The sequence below is a fragment of the Microbacterium wangyouchuni genome (genome assembly GCF_051546305.1).
Classification (GTDB): Bacteria; Actinomycetota; Actinomycetes; order Actinomycetales; family Microbacteriaceae; genus Microbacterium.
This window is the reverse complement of the sequence record NZ_JBPTMA010000004.1, coordinates 360515-380439: the sequence shown is the minus strand read 5'-3', so window position 1 is coordinate 380439 and position 19925 is coordinate 360515. Positions and strand designations below refer to the sequence as shown.

Sequence of the window (19925 nt, the reverse complement as noted above, 5' to 3'; positions counted from 1 at the left end):
TACGAAAATGGGCGCCCCTCGCGGGGCGCCCATTTTGCGTTCGGCTATTCGGCGACAGCCTCAAGCTTGAGGGGATCATCTGCCGGGTCAGCCCACACCGGCTGAGGCAGCAGCGTGTCTACGGCCCCGCCCTGGATCTCACGCAGCGCATCCGTGATCTCATCGGCGTTCTCGGGAACAGCCAGATCGCAGGCGCGCAGCTCGGACACGAACTTCAGCGTGAGCCGGCCCTTGCCGGCCTCGATGGCTTCGGCGGTCGTGCCGGTGATCTTCTCGCTGCCCGTTTGAATATCCGAGACCTCGTCGCACACATGGTAGACACTGCCACCGGCGACCCAGACGACCTCGTCCTGGCCGAGCAGCTGAATCACGGCGGACTGGTCAGCCGTGTACTGCTCGACGGACTGCGGGTTGTAGTCGATCCCCAGTGCGACCGCGACAGCCGCAAGGACGACGCCGATGATGCCGGCCGTTGTCTTCTGCCCCTTGTCCATGTCCTTGTTCAGGAAGATCAGAATGATCAGCGGCAGGAACGCGACGATGGCGATGATCGCACCGAGCTGGTTCTGCACGAAGAAGCGAACGGTGTCGGACTTCTTCGCCGGATCCAGCCGATTGGCCTTCTTCCACAGCATCGAACCGGTGATCGAGAGCGCTGCGATCACGACGAGGGCGACGATGAGGGCGATGAAGGCCCATTGCGGGAAGGTGGCGGTCGCATTCTGTGTTTCCAGAAGCCCGGTATCGGGGTCGCGGATCAGCGTGCCGTCTTCGCCGACGAACTCGCGCTGGCGCAGCAGCCAGAAGATCGCGACGGCTTCGGCCGCGATGGCGACAGCCCACAATGCTGCTGCTATCCAGCGGAAGGTCGTCGCGTTCTTCTTCGACGCCGGGGTGGGAACCCAGGAGCGGTCGGATCCGTCGGCAGGCTCCGGCACGGAGGCGTCAGCCGAATCGGCGACCTTGTTCTTGCGCTCAACCACGTAAATTCTCCTCAGACTATGAACGCCCTGAGCATATCGGGCGGGGTGCAGTGATCGCTACGCTGGACACATGACATCGGATGCTGACGACGCTCTCTCTTGGGCGGGCGATGAAGACACGGCTGCGCCCCAGCCAGCCGCCACTCCTGCGCTGCCGGATGGATGGAATGCCGTCGGTAAAGACAGCGAAACGGTGGGGCGCCTCGAAGAGGACGGTTCCGTAACCGCTCCGACGGAGTCGAAGCCACTCAGCACGCCGATGCTCCTTCTGCTCGGTATCGTCGGCGGCGTCTACCTGCTGTACACGATCGGTTGGATCGTCGGCGGACTCAACCTGCAAGGCGGCGCCCTGTTCCTGATTCCCGGCGTCATGTACCAGGTGGCGTTGTGGGCGGCGGTGCTGGCCCCCGCCCTGTGGTTCGCCGCCGTCTGGTTCTTGACCCGTACCGCAGCCAGTTGGGTGCGCGTGCTCGGTCTGCTGGGCGGAGTGTTTCTGCTCGTGCCCTGGCCGTTCGTCATGACAGGAGTGATCGGAGCATGAGCGAGATGACAGCATCCCGTGGGCAGAGCCTCGGCCTGGGTAAGACGATCATCATCGGTTTGGCAGGACTCTTCTACGCTTACGGTGTGTGGAACGCCGTCGCGTACCTGGCAGCAGTGGCCAGCTTCGGCTTGAACGCGTACGGCTGGTTCGTGCTCATCTTCTCGGTGCTCTTCCCGATCCTGGTCTTCGCGGCAGCTTACGCATCAGGCCGACGCCGCAGCGCCGCGGAGCTCAGCATCACTCTGATCGCTGGACTGGGCCTGGTGGCCGTGTTCTGGATGAACGTCGTCGCGTTGAGCACCCTGAACTTCGCCTCGCTGACCGGATAGTGCGCATGACGCATCGCGTCACACGGCACGGAGCACCGTTCACCCTCCGGTAAGGTGGAACCGATCGCGCCCCGACGGTGTGCGGCGCATCGATCCCACCCGCGCTTGTCGCTTATCTCGAAGGATCCGCTGTGTCGAAGCCCGTCGTGCTCATCGCCGAAGTTCTCTCGCCCGCCACGATCGAGGCCCTCGGCCCCGACTTCGACGTACGACAAGTCGACGGCACCGATCGAGAGGCGCTGTTCGCGGCGCTCGCTGACGCGCAGGCCGTCCTCATCCGCTCTGCGACCAAGATCGATGCGGAGGCACTGAGCCACGCACCGAAGCTGAAAGTCGTCGCCCGCGCCGGGGTGGGCCTCGATAACGTCGATATCCCGGCGTCGACGAAGGCCGGCGTCATGGTGGTCAACGCACCGACGTCGAACATCATCTCTGCTGCAGAACTCACCTGCACGCACATTCTCAGCCTCGCCCGCCACGTGCCCGCCGCACACGCATCGCTGGCTGCCGGCCAGTGGAAGCGCAGCGCGTACACCGGTACGGAACTGTTCGAGAAGACCCTCGGCATCGTTGGCCTCGGCCGTATCGGTGCGCTGGTGGCCGCTCGAATGCAGGGATTCGGCGTGAAGGTCATCGCCTACGATCCCTACGTCACGAGTGCACGCGCGCAGCAGCTCGGCGTCGAACTGCGCACACTCGACGAGCTGGTCGCTGAGGCAGATTTCTTGACGATCCACATGCCCAAGACGCCCGAAACGACGGGCATGATCGGCGCAGAACAGTTCGCGGCGATGAAGAAGTCCGCCTACGTCATCAACGTCGCCCGTGGCGGCCTGATCGATGAGGAGGCTCTCCGCGAGGCTCTCATCGCCGGTGAGATCGCCGGTGCCGGTCTCGACGTGTTCACCTCTGAGCCTCCGGCGGAGGGCGGCTCCGCGCACGCCCTGCTGGACCTGCCGAACGTCGTCGTCACACCCCACCTCGGCGCATCCACCAACGAGGCACAGGAGAAGGCCGGCGTTTCGGTCGCCCGCTCCGTCAAGCTCGCGCTTGAGGGCGACCTGGTTCCGGATGCTGTCAACGTCGCTGGCGGCATCATCGACCCGTTCGTCCGTCCGGGCATCGCGCTCGTCGAGAAGCTCGGTCAGATCTTCAGTGGCCTGACTACGTCTGCTCTCACGAGCTTGGACATCGAGGTCCGCGGCGAATTGGCGGACTATGACGTCAGCGTCTACCGGTTGGCTGCGCTCAAGGGCATTCTTTCGAATGTTGTCAGTGAGAATGTCTCCTACGTCAATGCCCCGCTGTTCGCAGAGCAGCGTGGTATCGAGGCTCGTCTGATCGTCGAGAAGGACAGCCCGGAGTATCGCAATCTCACCACCCTGCGCGGGGCTCTGGCCGACGGCACTGTGCTGTCCGTGGCCGGTACTCTGGCGGGCACCCGAATGGTGCAGAAGATCGTGGGCATCAACGGCCACGACATCGAGGTTCCGATCGAGACGCACCACATCGTCATGCAGTACACCGACCGTCCGGGCATCGTGGCGGTGTACGGCCAGAAGTTCGGTGCGGCAGGCATCAACATCGCCGGCATGCAGGTTGCTCGCCGTGAAGCAGGTGGCCAGGCGTTGACCGTTTTGACCGTCGACTCCCGCGTTCCCGAGGACCTGCTCGCCGAGGTCGGCGAGGCGATTGAGGCCAACGTCATGCGCGAGATCGAGATCACCGAGGTCTGATCAGCGCCCGCCTCCTGAGCTCAGCGCTCAGGAGGCGGAACGCAGAACAAGCGCAATGAGTTCGTCAAGCCGGTCTCCGACCGGCACCGGTGTTGCGAGTCCGCTGGCTTCAGCGCCCGCGGCATCCAGCGCGTTGTTGTAGTAGAGGCCGTCGCTGAGTAGCATCACCAGGTCGAGCGCTGTTTCATCGCGCACGTGGGGGCGTAAAGCAGCAGCCCATGCCTCGCGGATGCGTCTCAAAGCCTCGGATGCTGCGACGGAACCTCCCTGGGCGACGCGCGATGCGGCGACCAAGGCGCGGTCGAGCGCGGCATCTTCCATCACGGAGGTTCGCAGAAAATAGGCGACAGCACCCTCCGGGGCAGTTGCCATGCGTTCGAGGTCTTCCTCCGCGAGAGTTTCGAGACGCTCCAGGAGCCCGGTGATCAGGTCTTCTTTCGCTGCGAAGTGGTACAGCAGACCGCCCTTGGAGACTCCGGCGGCCTTGGAAGTCGCATCCAGTGTCGCCGTGCGCTCACCATCCTCGATGAGGATCGCTTCGAAGGCGTCCAGGACGCGCTTTCGGGCGCGGGGAGGTCTGGCCATGTCTGTTACTATACCATCTGGACGGTTCAGTATCTCGACGCCGTCGAACGCAGAAGAGGATCTCCATGACCCAGGCCACGCCGACTGACACCGGCGGAATCTACGCACCGCGCGTGGGCGCACGCGGGTGGTTCGCACTCGTCGTTCTGATGCTGCCCGTACTGCTCGTATCCGTCGACACCACGGTGTTGAGCTTCGCGCTGCCGGAGATCGCGATCGCTCTCGCACCATCCGGTGCCCAGCAGCTGTGGATCATCGACGCGTACCCGCTCGTGCTCGCCGGTCTGCTGGTCACGATGGGAACGCTCGGGGACCGATTCGGCCGCCGCCGCATGCTGCTGTTCGGTGCCACAGGCTTCGCGGTGGTCTCGGTACTCGCTGCTTTCGCGCCCACAGCCGCATTGCTGATCGTGGCGCGCGTGATGCTCGGATTCTTCGGAGCAATGCTGATGCCCTCGACGCTGTCGCTGCTGCGCTCGATCTTCCAGAATCGCGATCAGCGACGAATGGCCATCGCCGTGTGGGCCTCCGCCTTCTCCGCTGGTGCCGCGCTCGGCCCGATCGTCGGTGGGATCCTGCTGGAACACTTCGCGTGGGGATCGGTGTTCCTCATCGCCGTGCCGGTGCTCATTCCGTTGCTGATCTGCGCGCCCCTCCTTGTTCCGGAGAGCCGCGACCCTGCACCGGGCAAGATCGACCCGATCAGCATCCTGCTCTCGCTGGGGACCATGATCCCGATCGTGTACGCGATCAAATCCTTTGCTGTGGACGGTCCCACTCTCATCGCCGCGGCGTGGGCGATCGTCGGGGTTGTCTTCGGCGTGATGTTCGTCCGCCGGCAGTTGCACGCAGAGTCTCCGATGCTTGATATGGCACTGTTCCGCCGGGGCTCCTTCTCCGGTGCGATCCTGGTGAACCTGCTCAGCGTGGTGGCGCTGGTGGGATTCTTGTACTTCGTCCCGCAGCACCTGCAACTCGTGCTGGGGATGTCACCGATGATGGCCGGCCTGGCGCTCGTGCCGGGAATGCTCGCCGTCATCGTCGCCGGGCTGAGCGTCGTGCCGATATCGCGCCGTCTGCCTCCGCATCTGGTCGTGCCCGCCGCCCTGGTGTTCTCTGTCGTTGGATACCTCCTGGTCGCATTCACGGCAGCAGGGCACGGGCCATTGCCGCTGATCATTGCCTTCGCTGTGCTCGGGATCGGAATCGGTGCGGCCGAGACGATCTCCAACGAACTCATCCTCTCCAGCGCACCCGCTTCGAAAGCGGGTGCAGCGAGTGCCGTCTCAGAGACCGCCTACGAGTTGGGTGCTGTGCTGGGCACAGCCATCCTCGGCGGAGTCATCACGGCTCTGTATCGCGGTGCACTCGTGGTTCCAGAAGGCGTGCCTGCCGAAGCCGGTCGTGTTGCCCGGGAAACTCTTGCCGGCGCCTACACGTCAGCTCAGCAGTTGCCGGATGCGGTCGGCACGGCGCTGTGGGATGCTGCGGCGTCCGCGTTTGAATCCGGAATCATGGTCACGTCACTGATCGGCGCGGCACTCGTCGTGCTCGCTGGTTCGATAGCCGCCGTCACACTGCGCGCACCACGCGCACGCTGACCAGTACGCTGGGAGATACCGCGCGCCGGAGACTCGACGCCGCGGATCCCGATGCAAGGAGAGTCCATGTCGCGTGTCGTGAAGCTTGCGGTCATCCCGGGTGACGGGATCGGCCCCGAGGTCGTCGCAGAAGCCGAGAAGGTGCTCGACGCCGTCACCGCCGGATCCGATGTCGTGTTCGACAAGACGCGCTTTGCGCTCGGCGCTGCACGCTATCTCGAAACCGGCGACACGCTGAGCGATGAAGACCTGGAAGCGATCAAGGCACAGGATGCCATCATCCTCGGCGCTGTCGGAGGAACACCTGGCGACCCGCGCCTGAAGAACGCGAACATCGAGCGCGGCCTGCTGCTGAAGCTGCGGTTCACACTCGACCACTATGTGAATTTGCGTCCGTCGAAACTGTATCCCGGGGCATCCGGGCCTCTGGCGGATCCGGGCGAGATCGACTTCGTCGTCGTCCGAGAGGGGACCGAGGGTCCGTACGTCGGCAATGGCGGTGCCATCCGAGTCGGCACCGCGCACGAGATCGCCAATGAGACGAGCGTCAATACTGCTTTCGGTGTCGAGCGCGTCGTGCGCTACGCATTCGCTCTCGCCGAGCGTCGCCGTCAGAAGCTCACTCTGGTGCACAAGACCAACGTTCTGGTCCACTCCGGGGGCATCTGGCAGCGCATCGTCAACGAGGTGGCTGTTGAGCATCCGAATGTGGTCGTAGACTATCTGCACGTCGATGCGGCCACGATCTTCCTGGTCACAAACCCCGATCGCTTCGACGTGATCGTCACCGACAACCTCTTCGGCGACATTCTCACGGATTTGGCAGGCGCCGTCACCGGTGGCATCGGCCTCGCCGCTTCGGGCAATATCAACCCCGACGGCGCGTACCCCTCGATGTTCGAGCCCGTTCACGGCTCGGCGCCGGACATCGCAGGTCAGCAGAAAGCCGACCCGACTGCGGCCATCCTGTCTATCTCGCTCCTGCTCGACCATCTCGGGCTCCGCGAGGAATCGGCCCGCGTGACACGCGCGGTCGAGGAGGACATCGCAGCCAGAGACGGCTCTCGAACCACCAGCCAGACGGGCGACGCCATCATCGCCAGACTCCAGGCGTAGTCTGGATTCACGCGAGCGCCGCCCGCATCGAACGCAGGATGTGACATGACAACCACCGAAACCGAACTCGCTCCGTTGGAGTTCGCAGTGACGAAGAACCTCGCAGCAAAATCCGCTGCTGAGCGTGAAGAGATTCTGAAGGCACCGGGCTTCGGCTCGGTCTTCACCGACCACATGGTCGATATCTGCTGGTCGGCACGCGGTGGATGGCACCGCCCGCGCGTGCAGCCCTACGGGCCGATCTCCTTGGATCCGGCAGCTGCCGTGCTGCACTACGGCCAGGAGATTTTCGAGGGCATTAAGGCCTATCGCCACGCGGATGGCTCTGTGTACACGTTCCGTCCCGACCAGAACGCCGCGCGCCTGCAGCGCAGTGCCCGGCGTATGGCCTTGCCAGAGCTGCCGAGTGAGTACTTCCTCCAGTCATTGCGCGAGCTCGTTGCGGTCGATGGCGCGTGGGTGCCGTCGGGCGAGGACCAGAGCCTGTACCTCCGGCCGTTCATGTTCGCCAAAGAGGCGTTCCTGGGCGTGCGTCCCGCGCAGAAGGTGGCGTACTACCTGATTGCGAGCCCCGCAGGCTCGTACTTCAAGGGCGGAGTGAAGCCGGTGCGGATCTGGCTGTCGGAGACGTATGCGCGTGCAGGCAAGGGCGGTACAGGGGCGGCAAAGACCGGAGGCAACTACGCCTCGAGTCTGCTCCCACAGGCTGAGGCCGCCGATCAGGGCTGCGACCAGGTCGTCTTCCTCGATCAGGACGGCAATGTCGAAGAGCTCGGTGGCATGAACGTCGTGTTCGTGTACAAGGACGGGCGTATCGTCACTCCGCACTCCGACAGCATCCTGGAAGGAATCACCCGCGACTCGTTGCTGCAGTTGGCCGAGGACCGCGGACACACCGTCGAGCGGCGTGCGGTTTCCCTGCAGGAATGGCGCGACGGGGTGGCATCTGGCGATATCGTCGAGGTTTTCGCCTGCGGTACCGCGGCGGTTGTGACTCCGATCGGCGCTCTGGTGACCGGTGAGTTCGAAGATCAGCAGCCCATCGGCGACCTCGCGCTGTCCCTGCGGGAAGAGTTGACCGACATCCAGTACGGTCGCCGCGCAGACAAGCACGGCTGGCTGCAGCGGCTCGACGGCTGACCTCAGTTCTACCTTGCACGGATGCAGGGCCGATGCCCGGATGCAGGGCGAAACCACGGTGTTTCGTCCTGCATCCGTCTTTTCGCCCTGCATCCGGGCAGACGGATGAAGCGGATCGACCGCGCGAGTAGGCTGACAGGGTGAAGATCGCTCGGTTCAGCCACAATGACGCTATTCGCTACGGCATCCTCGATGAGCAAGAGCTCGTCGTCCTCGATGGGGATCCGATGTTCGCCGGTTTCGAAACCACGGGCGAGCGCGTTCCGCTGGCGGATGTTGCGTTGCTCGCACCCGTCATTCCGCGGTCGAAGGTGGTCTGCGTCGGCAAGAACTATCACGATCACGCCGCAGAAATGGGGGGAGTGGCACCCGAGGAACCGCTGATGTTCCTCAAGCCCAACACCTCGGTGATCGGCCCTGGCGACACGATCGTGCGTCCGACCCTGTCTGAGCGCACCGAGCACGAGGGTGAGCTGGCCGTGGTCATCGGTCGCATCGCCAAGAACGTCAAGGCAGCGGATGCTCTCGACTATGTGTTCGGGTACACCGTCGCCAACGACGTCACTGCCCGCGACCTGCAGAAGAAAGACGGACAGTGGACTCGGGGCAAGGGTTTCGACACCTTCTGCCCGCTCGGCCCCGTGATCGAGACCGAATTCGAGCGGGATGACGCGACAATCGAGACACGCGTGAATGGCGAAGTGCGTCAGCGCGCGCCGCTCAGCGACATGATCCATTCGGTTGAAGAGATCATCGAATACGCATCAGCGGTGTTCACGCTGCTTCCCGGTGACGTCATCCTCACGGGAACGCCCGCCGGGGTAGGCACCTTCGTCGCCGGGGACACCGTCGAAGTCGAGGTCTCAGGCATTGGCATCCTGCGCAGCTCCGTGCGGGACGCGATCCCGGTTTCGTGAGCGTACCGACCGTTCAGGAGCAGCGCGCTCTCCAGCGCCGAACGGTGCTGGTCCTCTCGGCAGGACAGGTTCTCGGCGGCATCGCCTTCGGTGCGACCGTCTCTCTCGGAGCGTTGCTGGCCGCCGACATCTCCGGGGACGATGCGCTATCCGGACTTGCCACCGCCTCCGTCACCCTCGGGGCGGCGCTGTGCGCCATTCCGCTCGCGCGGTTCGCGAGTGCGTTCGGCCGTCGGCGCGCGCTCACCCTCGGTAACCTCTTCGCGCTCGTCGGCATTGGCATCGTCATCCTCGCAGCGGCGATGCGTCTCTTCCCATTGCTGCTGGTCGGGATCATCCTCATCGGCGCCGGGAACGCCGGAAACCTGCAGTCGCGATTCGCCGCAACCGATCTCGCGCAGCCTGTGCACCGCGGACGTGATCTGTCGATCGTCGTGTGGGCGACCACTGTGGGCGGTGTCGCAGGTCCGCTGCTGCTCGGCCCCGGTGAGATCGTGGGTCAGGCCATCGGGATGCCGCCGCAGACCGGTTCGTACCTGTTCTCGCTCGTTGCCCAGTCGGCCGCCTTCATCCTGTACATCATTGCTCTCAGGCCCGACCCGCTGCTGCTGGCACAGCGGATGCTGGCGGCAGCCGCCGCGCAGACGCACACCGCGGCGCTCCGCGACCACGCTGGCGTCGCCCGCTACGCGATGTTCGCTATCGCCGGTGCGCACATCGTGATGGTTTCCGTGATGGCGATGACGCCGATCCATCTGTCGCACATGGCACACGACATGCACGGTGGGCACGCATCATCCACAGACATCACGACACTTGTCGGCATCACGATCGCCGCTCACGTAGCGGGGATGTACGCCCTGTCGCCGGTCTTCGGCATCCTCGCAGACCGCTGGGGCCGGCTGCGCGTGGTTCTGCTGGGACAGGTGCTGCTCGCAGCAGCCCTCGGTTTCGCCTTCTTCACCAACGATCAGGCGGGGGGAGTGATGATCGCGTTGATCCTGTTGGGCCTCGGTTGGAGCGCCTCGACGGTTGCTGGCGCAGCTCTGCTCACCGAAGCCACCACACCGGAACTTCGTACGCGTCGCCAAGGACGCAGCGACTCGCTCATGAGCTTCTGCGGCGCTGGTGGCGCAGTTCTCGCGGGGGTCGTGATGGCGAACTTCCAGTACTCCGGCCTCGCCGTGGTCGCAGCCGTCGTCGTAATCGCGATCGCCGTCGCGTCTCCGCTCGGAAGGCTTCGGACACCCGCGTAGGATTGAGGAGATATGGCTACTCCTCACGCTCTCACCACCACTGCTTCGGGCTCTGACGTCCGCGTTCGATTCTGCCCGTCTCCGACGGGTCTGCCGCATGTCGGTATGGTGCGCACTGCCCTGTATAACTGGGCGTACGCCCGTCATAACGGCGGCAAGATGATCTTCCGCATCGAAGACACGGATGCCGCACGCGACAGCGAGGAGAGCTTCCGCCAGCTCGTCGACGCTCTCACCTGGCTGAAGATCGACTGGGACGAGGGCGTCGAGGTCGGTGGGCCGCACGGGCCGTACCGCCAGTCGGAGCGTCACGACATCTACCGCGGCGTCATCGAGAAGCTGCTCGCGACGGGTGCGCTATACGAGAGCTACTCGAACGCGGAGGAGATTGACGCACGCAACGAGGCAGCCGGTCGGGCGAAGCAGCTCGGCTACGACAACTTCGATCGCGACCTGACCGATGAGCAGAAGGCAGCTTTCCGCGGCGAGGGGCGTCAGCCGGCGTTGCGCTTGCGCGTGCCGGATGAGGATCTCACGTACGTCGACCTCATCCGCGGAGAAGTGACCTTCCCCGCCGGGTCTTTCCCCGACTTCGTGGTGGTTCGGCCCAACGGCATCCCGCTGTATACGTTCGTGAACCCGGTCGATGACGCACTGATGGGAATCACCCACGTGCTGCGCGGCGAGGACCTCATGCCCTCGACTGCACGTCAGCTCGCGCTTTACGCCGCGCTGATCGACGCCGGCGTCACAACCTTCGTGCCCCGTTTCGCTCACATGCCGCTGGTGCTGGGGGAGACCGGCAACAAGAAGCTGTCCAAGCGCGACCCACAGGCAGACCTCTTCCTGCACCGCGAGCGTGGCTTCATCCACGAGGGCCTGCTGAACTATCTCGCATTGCTCGGCTGGTCTATCGGCCCTGACCGCGACATCTTCTCTCTCGACGAGTTCATCGAGGCGTTCGATATCGAGAACGTCAACCCGAACCCGGCTCGCTTCGACCAGAAGAAGGCCGAGTCGATCAACGGCGACCACATTCGGATGCTCGGGGAGAAGGACTTCGCGGAACGCACCATCCCGTATCTCGCCGCTGCGGGCCTGTTCGAAGAACCGACCCACGAACAGCTCGTGATGGCTTTCCGGGTGGCACCGCTCGTGCACGAGCGCGTGCAGCTTCTGGGGGAGGTGCCCGGCATGGTCGGATTCCTCTTCGCGGACGATGTCTCCTATGACGCCGATGCGCTCAAGGGTCTGCCTGCGAACGCAGCGGATGTTCTGGATGCCTGCACCGCGGCTCTGGAGCCGGTCACCGAGTTCACCACCGAGAAGATCCAGGAGGCGCTGTCAACAGCGCTCGTGGAGAAGCTGGAGTTGAAGCCTCGCGTCGCTTACGGGCCTCCTCGCGTGGCCATCACCGGACGCCGGGTATCGCCGCCGCTGTTCGAATCGATGGAGTTGCTCGGCAAGGAAGAGTCGTTGCGTCGCCTCGGCGCACTGTCTCAGCACTTGCGCTGATAGGCAACCCCCTCATCGTGAGCTCTGTGACCGAATACCGTGGTGCAGACCGAACGAGGAGGAACAATGACTGACCATGAAGCACGCTCTGTCGATGTACTTGATCTGCAGCGCTATCTCGGCCTCTGGTACGAGTTGGGGCGTTTGCCGTTGCGTTATGAAGACGACAAGGCGACCGATGTCACAGCGGAGTACTCGCTCAGCGACGACGGCACCGTAAAGGTCGACAACCGCTGTCGCGATGAGCAGGGAGAGCCGACTCAGGCGCTCGGTTTGGCGAATCCGGATGAGGATCACCCGGGTCGGTTGGAGGTCACCTTCCTTCCCGAGGGGTTGCGCTGGATCCCGTTCACAAAGGCGGACTACTGGGTTCTGAAGATCGATTCTGACTACCGTTATGCGCTCGTCGGTACGCCCGATCACAAGTACCTGTGGTTGCTCGGGAGAGAGCCTCAGACGGATGCTGCCACCCGTGCGGAGTACCTCGAGGAGGCGCGGTTGCAGGGATATGAGGTGAAGAACTGGATCGAAGCGGGTCAGTCCGGACGCCGGGTCGAGATCTGACCGCGGCGACGCGCCCGGAGGGGTGCGCACGTTTTGGCAGGAACACAGAAGTCGGGTAAAGTTAACTCTCGGTGCAAGGCTCCGGTTTTGCCCTTGGGGTATGGTGTAATTGGCAACACAGCGGTTTCTGGTACCGCCATTCTTGGTTCGAGTCCAGGTACCCCAGCATTCAGAACTCCCCGCTTTCGAGCGGGGAGTTCTTGCTTTTCCGGGGAATCACTTTCGAGTCAACGCTGTCGTCATCAGCGTTGGTACTGTCATCGCATGGTGATCACTCGTGAGTGGATCGACGGGGATGCGGTCTACCGGGACGGTGGGCGCCGCATCCGAAGCAAACGTGAGATCAAGCGCATAGATTCTCTCGCGATTCCGCCGGCCTGGTCCGATGTTGAGATCGCGCGTTCGCCGCGTGCCAAGGTGCTTGCTCGGGGCATTGACGACGCCGGACGCACACAGAAGATCTACAGCCCGGCCTTTCGGCGCAGGCAGGAGAAGAAGAAGTACGCACGTATCCTGCGTTTCGCCGAGCGTCTGCCACGGCTACGTAAGCAGGTCGATCGAGACATGCGGCGACGTCGGCTGAGTGAGGACAAGGTCGTCGCCTGCATCGTGAAGCTGATCGATCAGGAGTTCTTCCGGGTCGGAGGGGCCGAGTACGCGCGCAAGCACGGGCATTACGGCGTCACGACGCTGCGCAGCAAGCACACCGAGATCACCTCGAAGAAGGTCACTTTCGATTTCGTCGGAAAAAGCGGCGCACGGCACGTCAAGACCGTGCGCGATCCGCAGATCGTCCGTGTGATCCGCCAGCTTGACGAGATGCCCGGGTACGAGATCTTCCGGTTCTTCGACGAAGACGATGTGATCCACAATGTCGACAGCAAGCGTGTCAATTCCTATGTGCACAAGCACATGGGCGCGGAGTTCTCGGCGAAGGATTTCCGCACGTGGGGCGGTACGCTCCTGGCGACGTCAGCGCTGCTTGCCCGCGAGAGTACAGCGGAGGTGGATGCTGCTGCCATCCGCGATATCGTCGCCGATGTTGCGGAACGGCTCGGCAACACACCGGCAGTTACCCGGGACTCCTATATCGATCCTCGCGTGTTCAGCGCCGTCGAGGACGGTGTGACGATCCCTGAAGTTCGACGAGCTATGACCCGAATGCGTCCACGAACCTATCTCACCGTCGAAGAGCAGTGCGTGCTGCGGATCTTGCAGAAGCGCTGATCATGCACGTCCGTGCGTCGTGCGACTGCGGCGAGACGCCGCATCCAGCATGACTGCGAGAAGCAACACCGCGCCGGTGATCATGTACCGGAACGAAGAATCGAGATTCATCAACGTCAGCCCGCTCGAGATGGACTGAATCACGATGATGCCCAGCAGTGCGGCATAGGCGGATCCGCGCCCGCCGAACAGGCTCGTTCCGCCGATGACAGCTGCCGCAATCGCATTGAGGTTGACATCTCCGGTGCCGCTGCTCTGCGCGGCCGCTGCGAGTCGTCCAGCAGCGAGCATGCCACCGATCGCTGCGAAAGACGAGGCCAGCATGAACACCGACATGTAGATCCAGTTCACGTTGATCCCCGCGCGGCGAGCAGCCTCACGGTTGCCGCCGACAGCGTAGACCGAGCGACCCCACTTGGTGCGCGTCAGCGCGTACTGCATGACCAGCACGAGGCCCACGAAGAAGACGAACATCCAGCCGATGCCACGCCCCTGATTGAGGTACCAGACAGCGAGCAGCAGCAGAACAGCCAGGAGTGCGGTCTGGACGACCATCATCTGCAGCGACTTTGTGGACAGGTCGGCCTTCCGTCGTGTGCGGGCCGTGAAGAACTGGTAGCCGAAGAACGCCGCGGCAGTCAGCGCGATGAGCGTGTACGACAACCAGGCAGGCACGAAGGCGAGCTGCCCGAACCAGACCAGGAACGAGTCATACGGGAGGTTGATGGTTCCATCAACGCCCAACACCCACAGTTGCAGGCCGAGGAAGCTCAGTAGCCCCGCCAGAGTGATGACGAATGAGGGCACCCCGAAGCGGTTGTAGACGAAGCCATAGATGAAGCCGACAGCGACGCCGACGGCGACCGCCGCGAGAATCGCCAACACGATCGGCCACTGCATATTGACGAACGTGACGCCGAGCACCGCAGCTGAAAGACCACTCACAGATCCTACGGACAGGTCGATTTCTCCCAGCAGCAGCACGCATACGACACCGAGCGCGATGACACCGACGGCGGCAGACTGCATGAGCAGGTTGCCGAGGTTTGCGGGGGAGAGGAAGACCGGGTTCAAAAACGAGAAGATCCCCCAGATGATCACCAGCCCGGCGATAACCGGAAGAACACCGAGGTCACCCCCGCGCACGCGGTCGATCGCACTGCTTACTGCCCCGCGGAAGCCGGTGCGCTGGATCAGCCGCTCATCCTGGAGGTCGGTCGCGATGGAGTTGGTAGCCATATCGATGTCGCTCATGCGTCGGCTCCGTTCTGTGTTGCTCGAGCAGCAGCCCGGCGTGTGACGACGTTGTCGCTGGCACCGGTGATTGCAGCGATGATCTCGTCCGAGGACACATCTCCGACGGCGAACGTGCCGTTGTTCTTCCCCAGTCGCAACACGGCGACTTTGTCCGCCACTGCCTGCACGTCCGCCATATTGTGGCTGACCATGATCACAGCGAGGCCATTCTCACGCAGACGCTCCACCAGGTTCAGCACCTCGGCAGTCTGAGCGACTCCGAGGGCAGCGGTCGGTTCGTCGAGGATGATGAGCTTCGGGCTGCCGAGCAGCGATCGGGCGATGGCGACGGTCTGGCGCTGTCCACCCGAGAGGGATGCCACCGGGATCCGCACCGACGGAATTTTTGCAGACAGCTGCCGCAGCAGCTTCCACGACTGAACCTCCATCTCGACCTCGTTGAGTTTCCAGGCGTTGATCTCGCGACCGAGAAACAGGTTTTCGACGACGCTGAGGTTGTCGCACAGCGCGAGATCCTGGAACACGGTGGCAATTCCCAGCTGCAACGCGGAATCCGGCGTCGGAATGGTCACATCGGATCCGGCGAACGTGATCGTCCCGGCCGTTTGGCTATGTACACCAGACAAGATTTTTACGAGCGTTGATTTTCCGGCACCGTTGTCACCGACGACGGCGACGACCTCGCCGGTGTGTACATCGAGATCGATGCCCGTGAGCGCGGCTACCGCGCCAAAATTCTTGCTGATGCCGCGCAACGAAAGTACGGGCGAATCAGTGGAAGGTGATGTCATGGAAGCCTCTTTCCCGGCGAGGACGGCGAGATTGCTGTGGAGCGCGTCAGAGCCGGTCCCGTGCGTTTGCAGCAGCAAGACCGGCTCTGCGCGTATCGACGGCTACTTTTCGATACCCGCCGCAGTGCACGCTTCAACGTACTCATCGGTGCACACCTGGTCGTAGGTGTAGATGCCGCCGTCGAAGATGACTTCCTTGACGTTGTCGAGCGTCACAACCTCAGGAACGAACAGCTGCGAGGGAGTGTCGAACAGCTCAGTGCCGGCTTCCGGAGTCTCACCGTTCATGAGCTGTACGGCGATCTCGGCAGTAGCCTCAGCGACGATGCGGATCGGCTTGGAGATGGTGTTGTACTGATCGCCCGCAATGATGCGCTGGATAGCCGCGATCTCGGCGTCGTTGCCGGTGACCGGCGGTACGTCCGTGATTCCAGCGGCCTTGAGAGCGGCGATGGAGCCTCCGCCCGTGCCATCGTTTGCGGCGACGACGCCGAGGATCTCATCGCCGAACTGCGCAACCTGACCGGAAACCCAGTCCTGGGCCTTGGCCGGCACCCAATCGGGGGTGTCGAAGGACGCGAGAACGGTGAAATCGCTCGCCTCGATGGCTTCGACCGAGCCCTCCTTGATAAGCATGGCTGCCTTGTCCGACGGCGAGCCATTGACCATGAGCAAGCCGCCCTCGGTTACGCCTTCGGATGCCAGATGCTCGACAAGGTCGGTTGCGATGAGTGAACCGATCTCCTTGTTGTCGAAAGAGACGTAGTAGTCGGCCGGTACGTCCACGATCGGGCGATCGTAGGTGATCACCTTGATCCCGGATGCCTGCGCACTGGTGACGATGGATGCCGCAGCCGTGGTGTCGACTGCGTCCAAGACGATGACCTTCACGCCCTGGGCGATAGCGGACTCTGCCTGTTGTTGCTGCTTCGTCGCGTCAGCATCCGCGTTCTGGTAGATGACCTCGCAGTCGTCACAGAGTTCAGCAACCTTCGCCGCGAAGAGCGGGTGGTCTTGCTGCTCGTACCGTGTGGATCCGCGATCCGGCATGAGAAAGGCGATGCTGCCGGAACTGGCTGATTCCCCGCCGCCACCATCGCTGCCGCCACCGGATTCTTCGCCTCCCGAGGCGCAACCGGATAGGGAGAGGAGGAGCGCTGAGGCAAGCGCCATACCAAAGAGGGACTTTCGCCCGTGGGACATCTTCATTGAGGCTCCTTCGCAGGACTGCTGTGTCAAGGGGACTCGACGAGCGTATCTTTGGAGCACATCAGGGCATTGGCGACGCTCATAAGAGCGTTAATTTTGCCGGAAACGCCGAAGGCCCGGTTTCCCACGCGAGGTGGGAAACCGGGCCTTCAGTTTGTTCTAATTCAGAGCGCGTTGATGTTCGTCGCCTGGGGGCCCTTGGGACCCTGCTCCGTGTCGAACTCGACCTTCTGTGCTTCCTCGAGGTTGCGGTGTCCGCTGCCCTGGATCGCGCTGAAGTGCGCGAAGACATCGGCGGATCCGTCATCGGGAGCAATGAAGCCGTAGCCCTTGTCGGAGTTGAACCATTTGACAGTGCCAGTGGCCATGCTGTGTTTCCTTTTTTGTTCGTGGGCCGAGCATCGACCCGTTATGCCTCGACGATGTTCGGCTCGGCAGCTTAGGGGGCTCTCAGGGTGGCGGCGATTGATCGCGGCACTACTCATCTGAGTGCGTGAGGTAGACGGTGGAAGGTGATCGAGTGGCCACCATGCCAATGAGGCAATCGGACCGATGAATACGCGGAGATTCCGGGTGCCATCGTGAATGTGTCAACTCAGCTTAGCGGATTCTGCCGAGTTTCTGTTCACAGCGATGAGACTGAGTCGTGAAACGATGGTCTGATGAGCTCCGCGAATCTGAATAGGGACGAGACGGCCGCGCGATCCGCGAACGTCACAGTGCACGCTATCCGCGTCGAACTCGACCTGCGCGAGGCCCCAGATCAGGCCAGATCAGGTTTCACCACCAGCTCGACATTGGTGTTCGACGCCACAGTCTCTGAGACGTGGATTGATTTTATCGGCGAGTCGGTGCAGCGCGTCACGGTCAACGGTGTCGAACAGTTGGTCGCGTACGACGGTGCACGGATCGCCATCGCCGGCCTTGAATCCTCTAACACCGTCGTGATCGAGGCAACGGGTGCGTACAGCCGATCCGGCGAGGGACTTCACCGCTTCGTCGACCCTGTCGACGGGGAGACCTACCTCTATACGCAGTATGAGCCGGCCGACTCCCGCCGGGTGATGGCCTGTTTCGAACAGCCCGACATGAAGGCGGCCTACACGTTCGTTGTGCATGCCCCGCTGGGCTGGCACGTGCTGTCGAACCAGAGCGCCGTCGCTACGACCGACCACGCTGATTCCCAGACGGTTGAGTTCGCGCCAACGCTTCCGCTGTCGAGTTACATCACCTCGGTTGCCGCTGGACCGTATCACCGGGTAAACGCGACTTGGACGCGTAACGAACAGACGATCGAGCTCGGAGTTCTGTGTCGTCCGTCGCTGGCGGCATACCTCGAAGAGGATGAGATCATCACGGTCACTCGGCAGGGACTCGATTTCTTCTCCGACGCCTTCGCATTCCCGTACCCCTGGGGCAAGTACGACCAGATCTTCGTACCCGAGTACAACCTGGGCGCTATGGAGAATCCCGGGCTGGTCACCTTCACCGAGGCCTATCTCTCTCGTGGCGCTGCGACAGACGCGCAGCGTGGTGCGAGAGCGAACACCATTTTGCACGAGATGGCGCACATGTGGTTCGGCGACCTCGTCACGATGCGCTGGTGGGATGACCTGTGGCTGAAGGAATCGTTCGCCGATTACATGGGCGCGCATGCCTCGGCTGTCGCTACCCGGTACACGGACGCCTGGGTACGCTTCGCTGCGAACCGCAAGGCTTGGGCGTATCAGCAGGATCAACTCCCCACGACGCATCCGATCGTCGCCGACATCACTGATCTCGAAGCGGCGAAGCTGAACTTCGACGGCATCACCTATGCGAAGGGAGCGGCCGTCCTCAAACAGCTCGTCGCTTTCGTCGGCGAAGAGAACTTCTTCGAGGGTGCCCGCCGGTACTTCGTTGCGCATGCCTACGGCAACACCACGCTTGAGGATCTGCTCGTCCAACTGGAGGACGTATCGGGCCGCGATGTGCGCGCTTGGTCGCGCGCCTGGCTTGAGACGAGCGGAATGTCCACACTCTCGCTCGAGACGGACGCGGATGGCGCTCGGATGCTGGTGCAGACGGATCCGCGTCCGCACCGTCTGCGCGTGGGCCTGTACGACCTCGTCGACGGCCGTTTCGCCCTCCGTGAGAAGGACGAATTCGACATCGTCGAGGAACGCACGCCAGTCGACTTCGATTCCGCTGATCTCGTGTTGATCAATGACGATGACCTCACCTACGCCAAGGCGCGACTGGATGAGCGCTCACTCGCAGCGGTGGAAAACGGCCTGTCTACGCTTGACCCGCTCCCGCGTGCGCTCGTGTGGTCTTCGCTGTGGAATGCGACACGCGATGGCGATCTGTCGGCGGTGCGGTATCTCGGTATCGTCGCAGCTCACGCACCGCGTGAGGAGAACATCGGCCTCCTCAGCGGGGTGGTTGCGAATGCAGCGTATGCCGTCGGTCATTTTGTGCCGGATGCCGTGCGAGCCCAGCACCGTCGCGCCTGGCTGACGAGCACATGGCAGGCGCTGCAGGAGGCGGAACCCCGCAGTGACGCTCAGCTGTCGTGGGCGCGGGCGTTCGCTGCGGCATCCGCCTATGACGATGGCTACGCCGAGCAGGCGCGGGCGCTCCTCGCCGGGGAAGCGCCACTCGGCCTCGTCATTGACCCCGACCTGCGCTGGGCGCTGCTGACTTCGCTGCGCACCACGGGTCATGCGACCGGGGAAGAAATCTCGGCCGAACTTGATCGCGATGAGACCGCCAGCGGCCGCACCGCGTCGCTGCGTGCGCTCTGGTCGAAGCCGATCGCCGCGTCGCGCGGCACAGCGTGGCATGCGGCCTGGGAGGATTTTTCGCTGACCAACGATCACCTCAGTGCGGTGATCAGTGGTGTGCGGGCCGGTGGCCGCCGCGACCTCATCGCGAGTCTCGACGAGGACTACTTCGATCGAATCCTCGGAGCCTGGCGGGATCGCAGCATCGAGCTCGCTCGGCGTCTCGTCGTGGGCTTGTTCCCTGCATCCGATGATCTCTCGCTCGTTGACGGATGGCTGGCGGAGAACGACTCGGCTCCGGCGGCGCTTCGCCGGCTGATCATCGAACAGCGCGATCATCTCGCGCGCGACCTGCGTGTGCGAGCGGCTCAGGCCCAGTTGCCCGGCTAG

General features: G+C 63.3%; 18 protein-coding genes and 1 tRNA gene. 13 read left to right on the top strand and 6 right to left on the bottom strand.

The window, feature by feature from the left end; all coding sequences use genetic code 11:
- Window positions 1-44 precede the first annotated feature (44 nt).
- Entirely contained in the window at window positions 45-983 is a 939-nt protein-coding gene (locus tag ACSS7Z_RS11020) for a hypothetical protein (protein ID WP_438254751.1), read from the bottom strand.
- Between the two features lie 70 nt (window positions 984-1053).
- Here ACSS7Z_RS11020 and ACSS7Z_RS11015 point away from each other — a divergent pair, with 70 nt between their 5' ends.
- The 3 genes from ACSS7Z_RS11015 to serA all read left to right on the top strand — a co-directional run bounded on the left by ACSS7Z_RS11015 (window position 1054) and on the right by serA (window position 3592).
- Window positions 1054-1524, top strand: a complete 471-nt coding sequence (locus ACSS7Z_RS11015; RefSeq protein ID WP_438254749.1) for a hypothetical protein — start codon at window positions 1054-1056, stop codon at window positions 1522-1524.
- Window positions 1521-1856: a hypothetical protein gene (locus ACSS7Z_RS11010; RefSeq protein ID WP_438254748.1), complete on the top strand. Its 336-nt coding sequence runs from the start codon at window positions 1521-1523 to the stop codon at window positions 1854-1856. The genes ACSS7Z_RS11015 and ACSS7Z_RS11010 overlap by 4 nt, the downstream gene beginning before the upstream one ends.
- A gap of 131 nt (window positions 1857-1987) precedes the next feature.
- Window positions 1988-3592, top strand: coding sequence for a phosphoglycerate dehydrogenase (gene serA, locus ACSS7Z_RS11005; protein ID WP_438254747.1), 1605 nt, complete (start codon window positions 1988-1990; stop codon window positions 3590-3592).
- Window positions 3593-3619: 27 nt separating this feature from the next.
- On the opposite strand, the gene ACSS7Z_RS11000 is transcribed toward serA, so the two are convergent.
- The gene (locus tag ACSS7Z_RS11000; RefSeq protein ID WP_438254745.1) at window positions 3620-4177 is read right to left on the bottom strand and encodes a TetR/AcrR family transcriptional regulator; all 558 of its coding nucleotides are present in this window, start codon (window positions 4175-4177) and stop codon (window positions 3620-3622) included.
- A 65-nt stretch (window positions 4178-4242) separates the two neighbouring features.
- On the opposite strand from ACSS7Z_RS11000, the gene ACSS7Z_RS10995 reads away from it, so the two are divergent.
- The 9 genes from ACSS7Z_RS10995 to ACSS7Z_RS10955 all read left to right on the top strand — a co-directional run bounded on the left by ACSS7Z_RS10995 (window position 4243) and on the right by ACSS7Z_RS10955 (window position 13513).
- On the top strand, window positions 4243-5778 hold the full coding sequence (locus ACSS7Z_RS10995; protein ID WP_438254744.1) for an MFS transporter: 1536 nt from the start codon (window positions 4243-4245) through the stop codon (window positions 5776-5778).
- Window positions 5779-5844: 66 nt separating this feature from the next.
- The gene (locus tag ACSS7Z_RS10990; protein WP_438254743.1) at window positions 5845-6894 is read left to right on the top strand and encodes a 3-isopropylmalate dehydrogenase; all 1050 of its coding nucleotides are present in this window, start codon (window positions 5845-5847) and stop codon (window positions 6892-6894) included.
- A 45-nt stretch (window positions 6895-6939) separates the two neighbouring features.
- Complete coding sequence (locus tag ACSS7Z_RS10985; protein WP_438254741.1) at window positions 6940-8034, top strand: branched-chain amino acid aminotransferase; 1095 nt, start codon at window positions 6940-6942, stop codon at window positions 8032-8034.
- A 140-nt stretch (window positions 8035-8174) separates the two neighbouring features.
- Window positions 8175-8951: a fumarylacetoacetate hydrolase family protein gene (locus ACSS7Z_RS10980; RefSeq protein ID WP_438254739.1), complete on the top strand. Its 777-nt coding sequence runs from the start codon at window positions 8175-8177 to the stop codon at window positions 8949-8951.
- A complete protein-coding gene (locus ACSS7Z_RS10975; protein ID WP_438254738.1) occupies window positions 8948-10207 on the top strand; it encodes an MFS transporter in 1260 nt (419 codons plus the stop codon). Before ACSS7Z_RS10980 ends, ACSS7Z_RS10975 begins: the two co-directional genes overlap by 4 nt.
- Before the next feature lie 12 nt (window positions 10208-10219).
- Window positions 10220-11722: a glutamate--tRNA ligase gene (gene gltX, locus ACSS7Z_RS10970; RefSeq protein ID WP_438254737.1), complete on the top strand. Its 1503-nt coding sequence runs from the start codon at window positions 10220-10222 to the stop codon at window positions 11720-11722.
- A 66-nt stretch (window positions 11723-11788) separates the two neighbouring features.
- The gene (locus tag ACSS7Z_RS10965) at window positions 11789-12286 is read left to right on the top strand and encodes a lipocalin family protein (RefSeq protein WP_438254735.1); all 498 of its coding nucleotides are present in this window, start codon (window positions 11789-11791) and stop codon (window positions 12284-12286) included.
- Window positions 12287-12380: 94 nt separating this feature from the next.
- Window positions 12381-12452 (top strand) — tRNA-Gln (locus ACSS7Z_RS10960).
- 98 nt (window positions 12453-12550) lie between these two features.
- A complete protein-coding gene (locus tag ACSS7Z_RS10955) occupies window positions 12551-13513 on the top strand; it encodes a DNA topoisomerase IB (protein ID WP_438254734.1) in 963 nt (320 codons plus the stop codon).
- Here the strand turns inward: ACSS7Z_RS10955 and ACSS7Z_RS10950 are convergent, their stop codons facing one another.
- The 4 genes from ACSS7Z_RS10950 to ACSS7Z_RS10935 all read right to left on the bottom strand — a co-directional run bounded on the left by ACSS7Z_RS10950 (window position 13514) and on the right by ACSS7Z_RS10935 (window position 17138).
- Window positions 13514-14767, bottom strand: coding sequence for a sugar ABC transporter permease (locus ACSS7Z_RS10950; RefSeq protein WP_438254733.1), 1254 nt, complete (start codon window positions 14765-14767; stop codon window positions 13514-13516).
- Window positions 14764-15561 carry an ATP-binding cassette domain-containing protein gene (locus ACSS7Z_RS10945; protein WP_438254731.1) on the bottom strand — a complete coding sequence of 266 codons (798 nt, stop codon included), beginning with the start codon at window positions 15559-15561 and terminating at the stop codon, window positions 14764-14766. Before ACSS7Z_RS10945 ends, ACSS7Z_RS10950 begins: the two co-directional genes overlap by 4 nt.
- Window positions 15562-15663: 102 nt before the next feature.
- Complete coding sequence (locus tag ACSS7Z_RS10940) at window positions 15664-16770, bottom strand: ABC transporter substrate-binding protein (RefSeq protein WP_438254730.1); 1107 nt, start codon at window positions 16768-16770, stop codon at window positions 15664-15666.
- A gap of 164 nt (window positions 16771-16934) precedes the next feature.
- On the bottom strand, window positions 16935-17138 hold the full coding sequence (locus ACSS7Z_RS10935; RefSeq protein ID WP_036279545.1) for a cold-shock protein: 204 nt from the start codon (window positions 17136-17138) through the stop codon (window positions 16935-16937).
- 294 nt (window positions 17139-17432) lie between these two features.
- Between ACSS7Z_RS10935 and pepN the strand changes: the two genes are divergently transcribed.
- Window positions 17433-19925, top strand: a complete 2493-nt coding sequence (gene pepN / locus ACSS7Z_RS10930; RefSeq protein WP_438254728.1) for an aminopeptidase N — start codon at window positions 17433-17435, stop codon at window positions 19923-19925.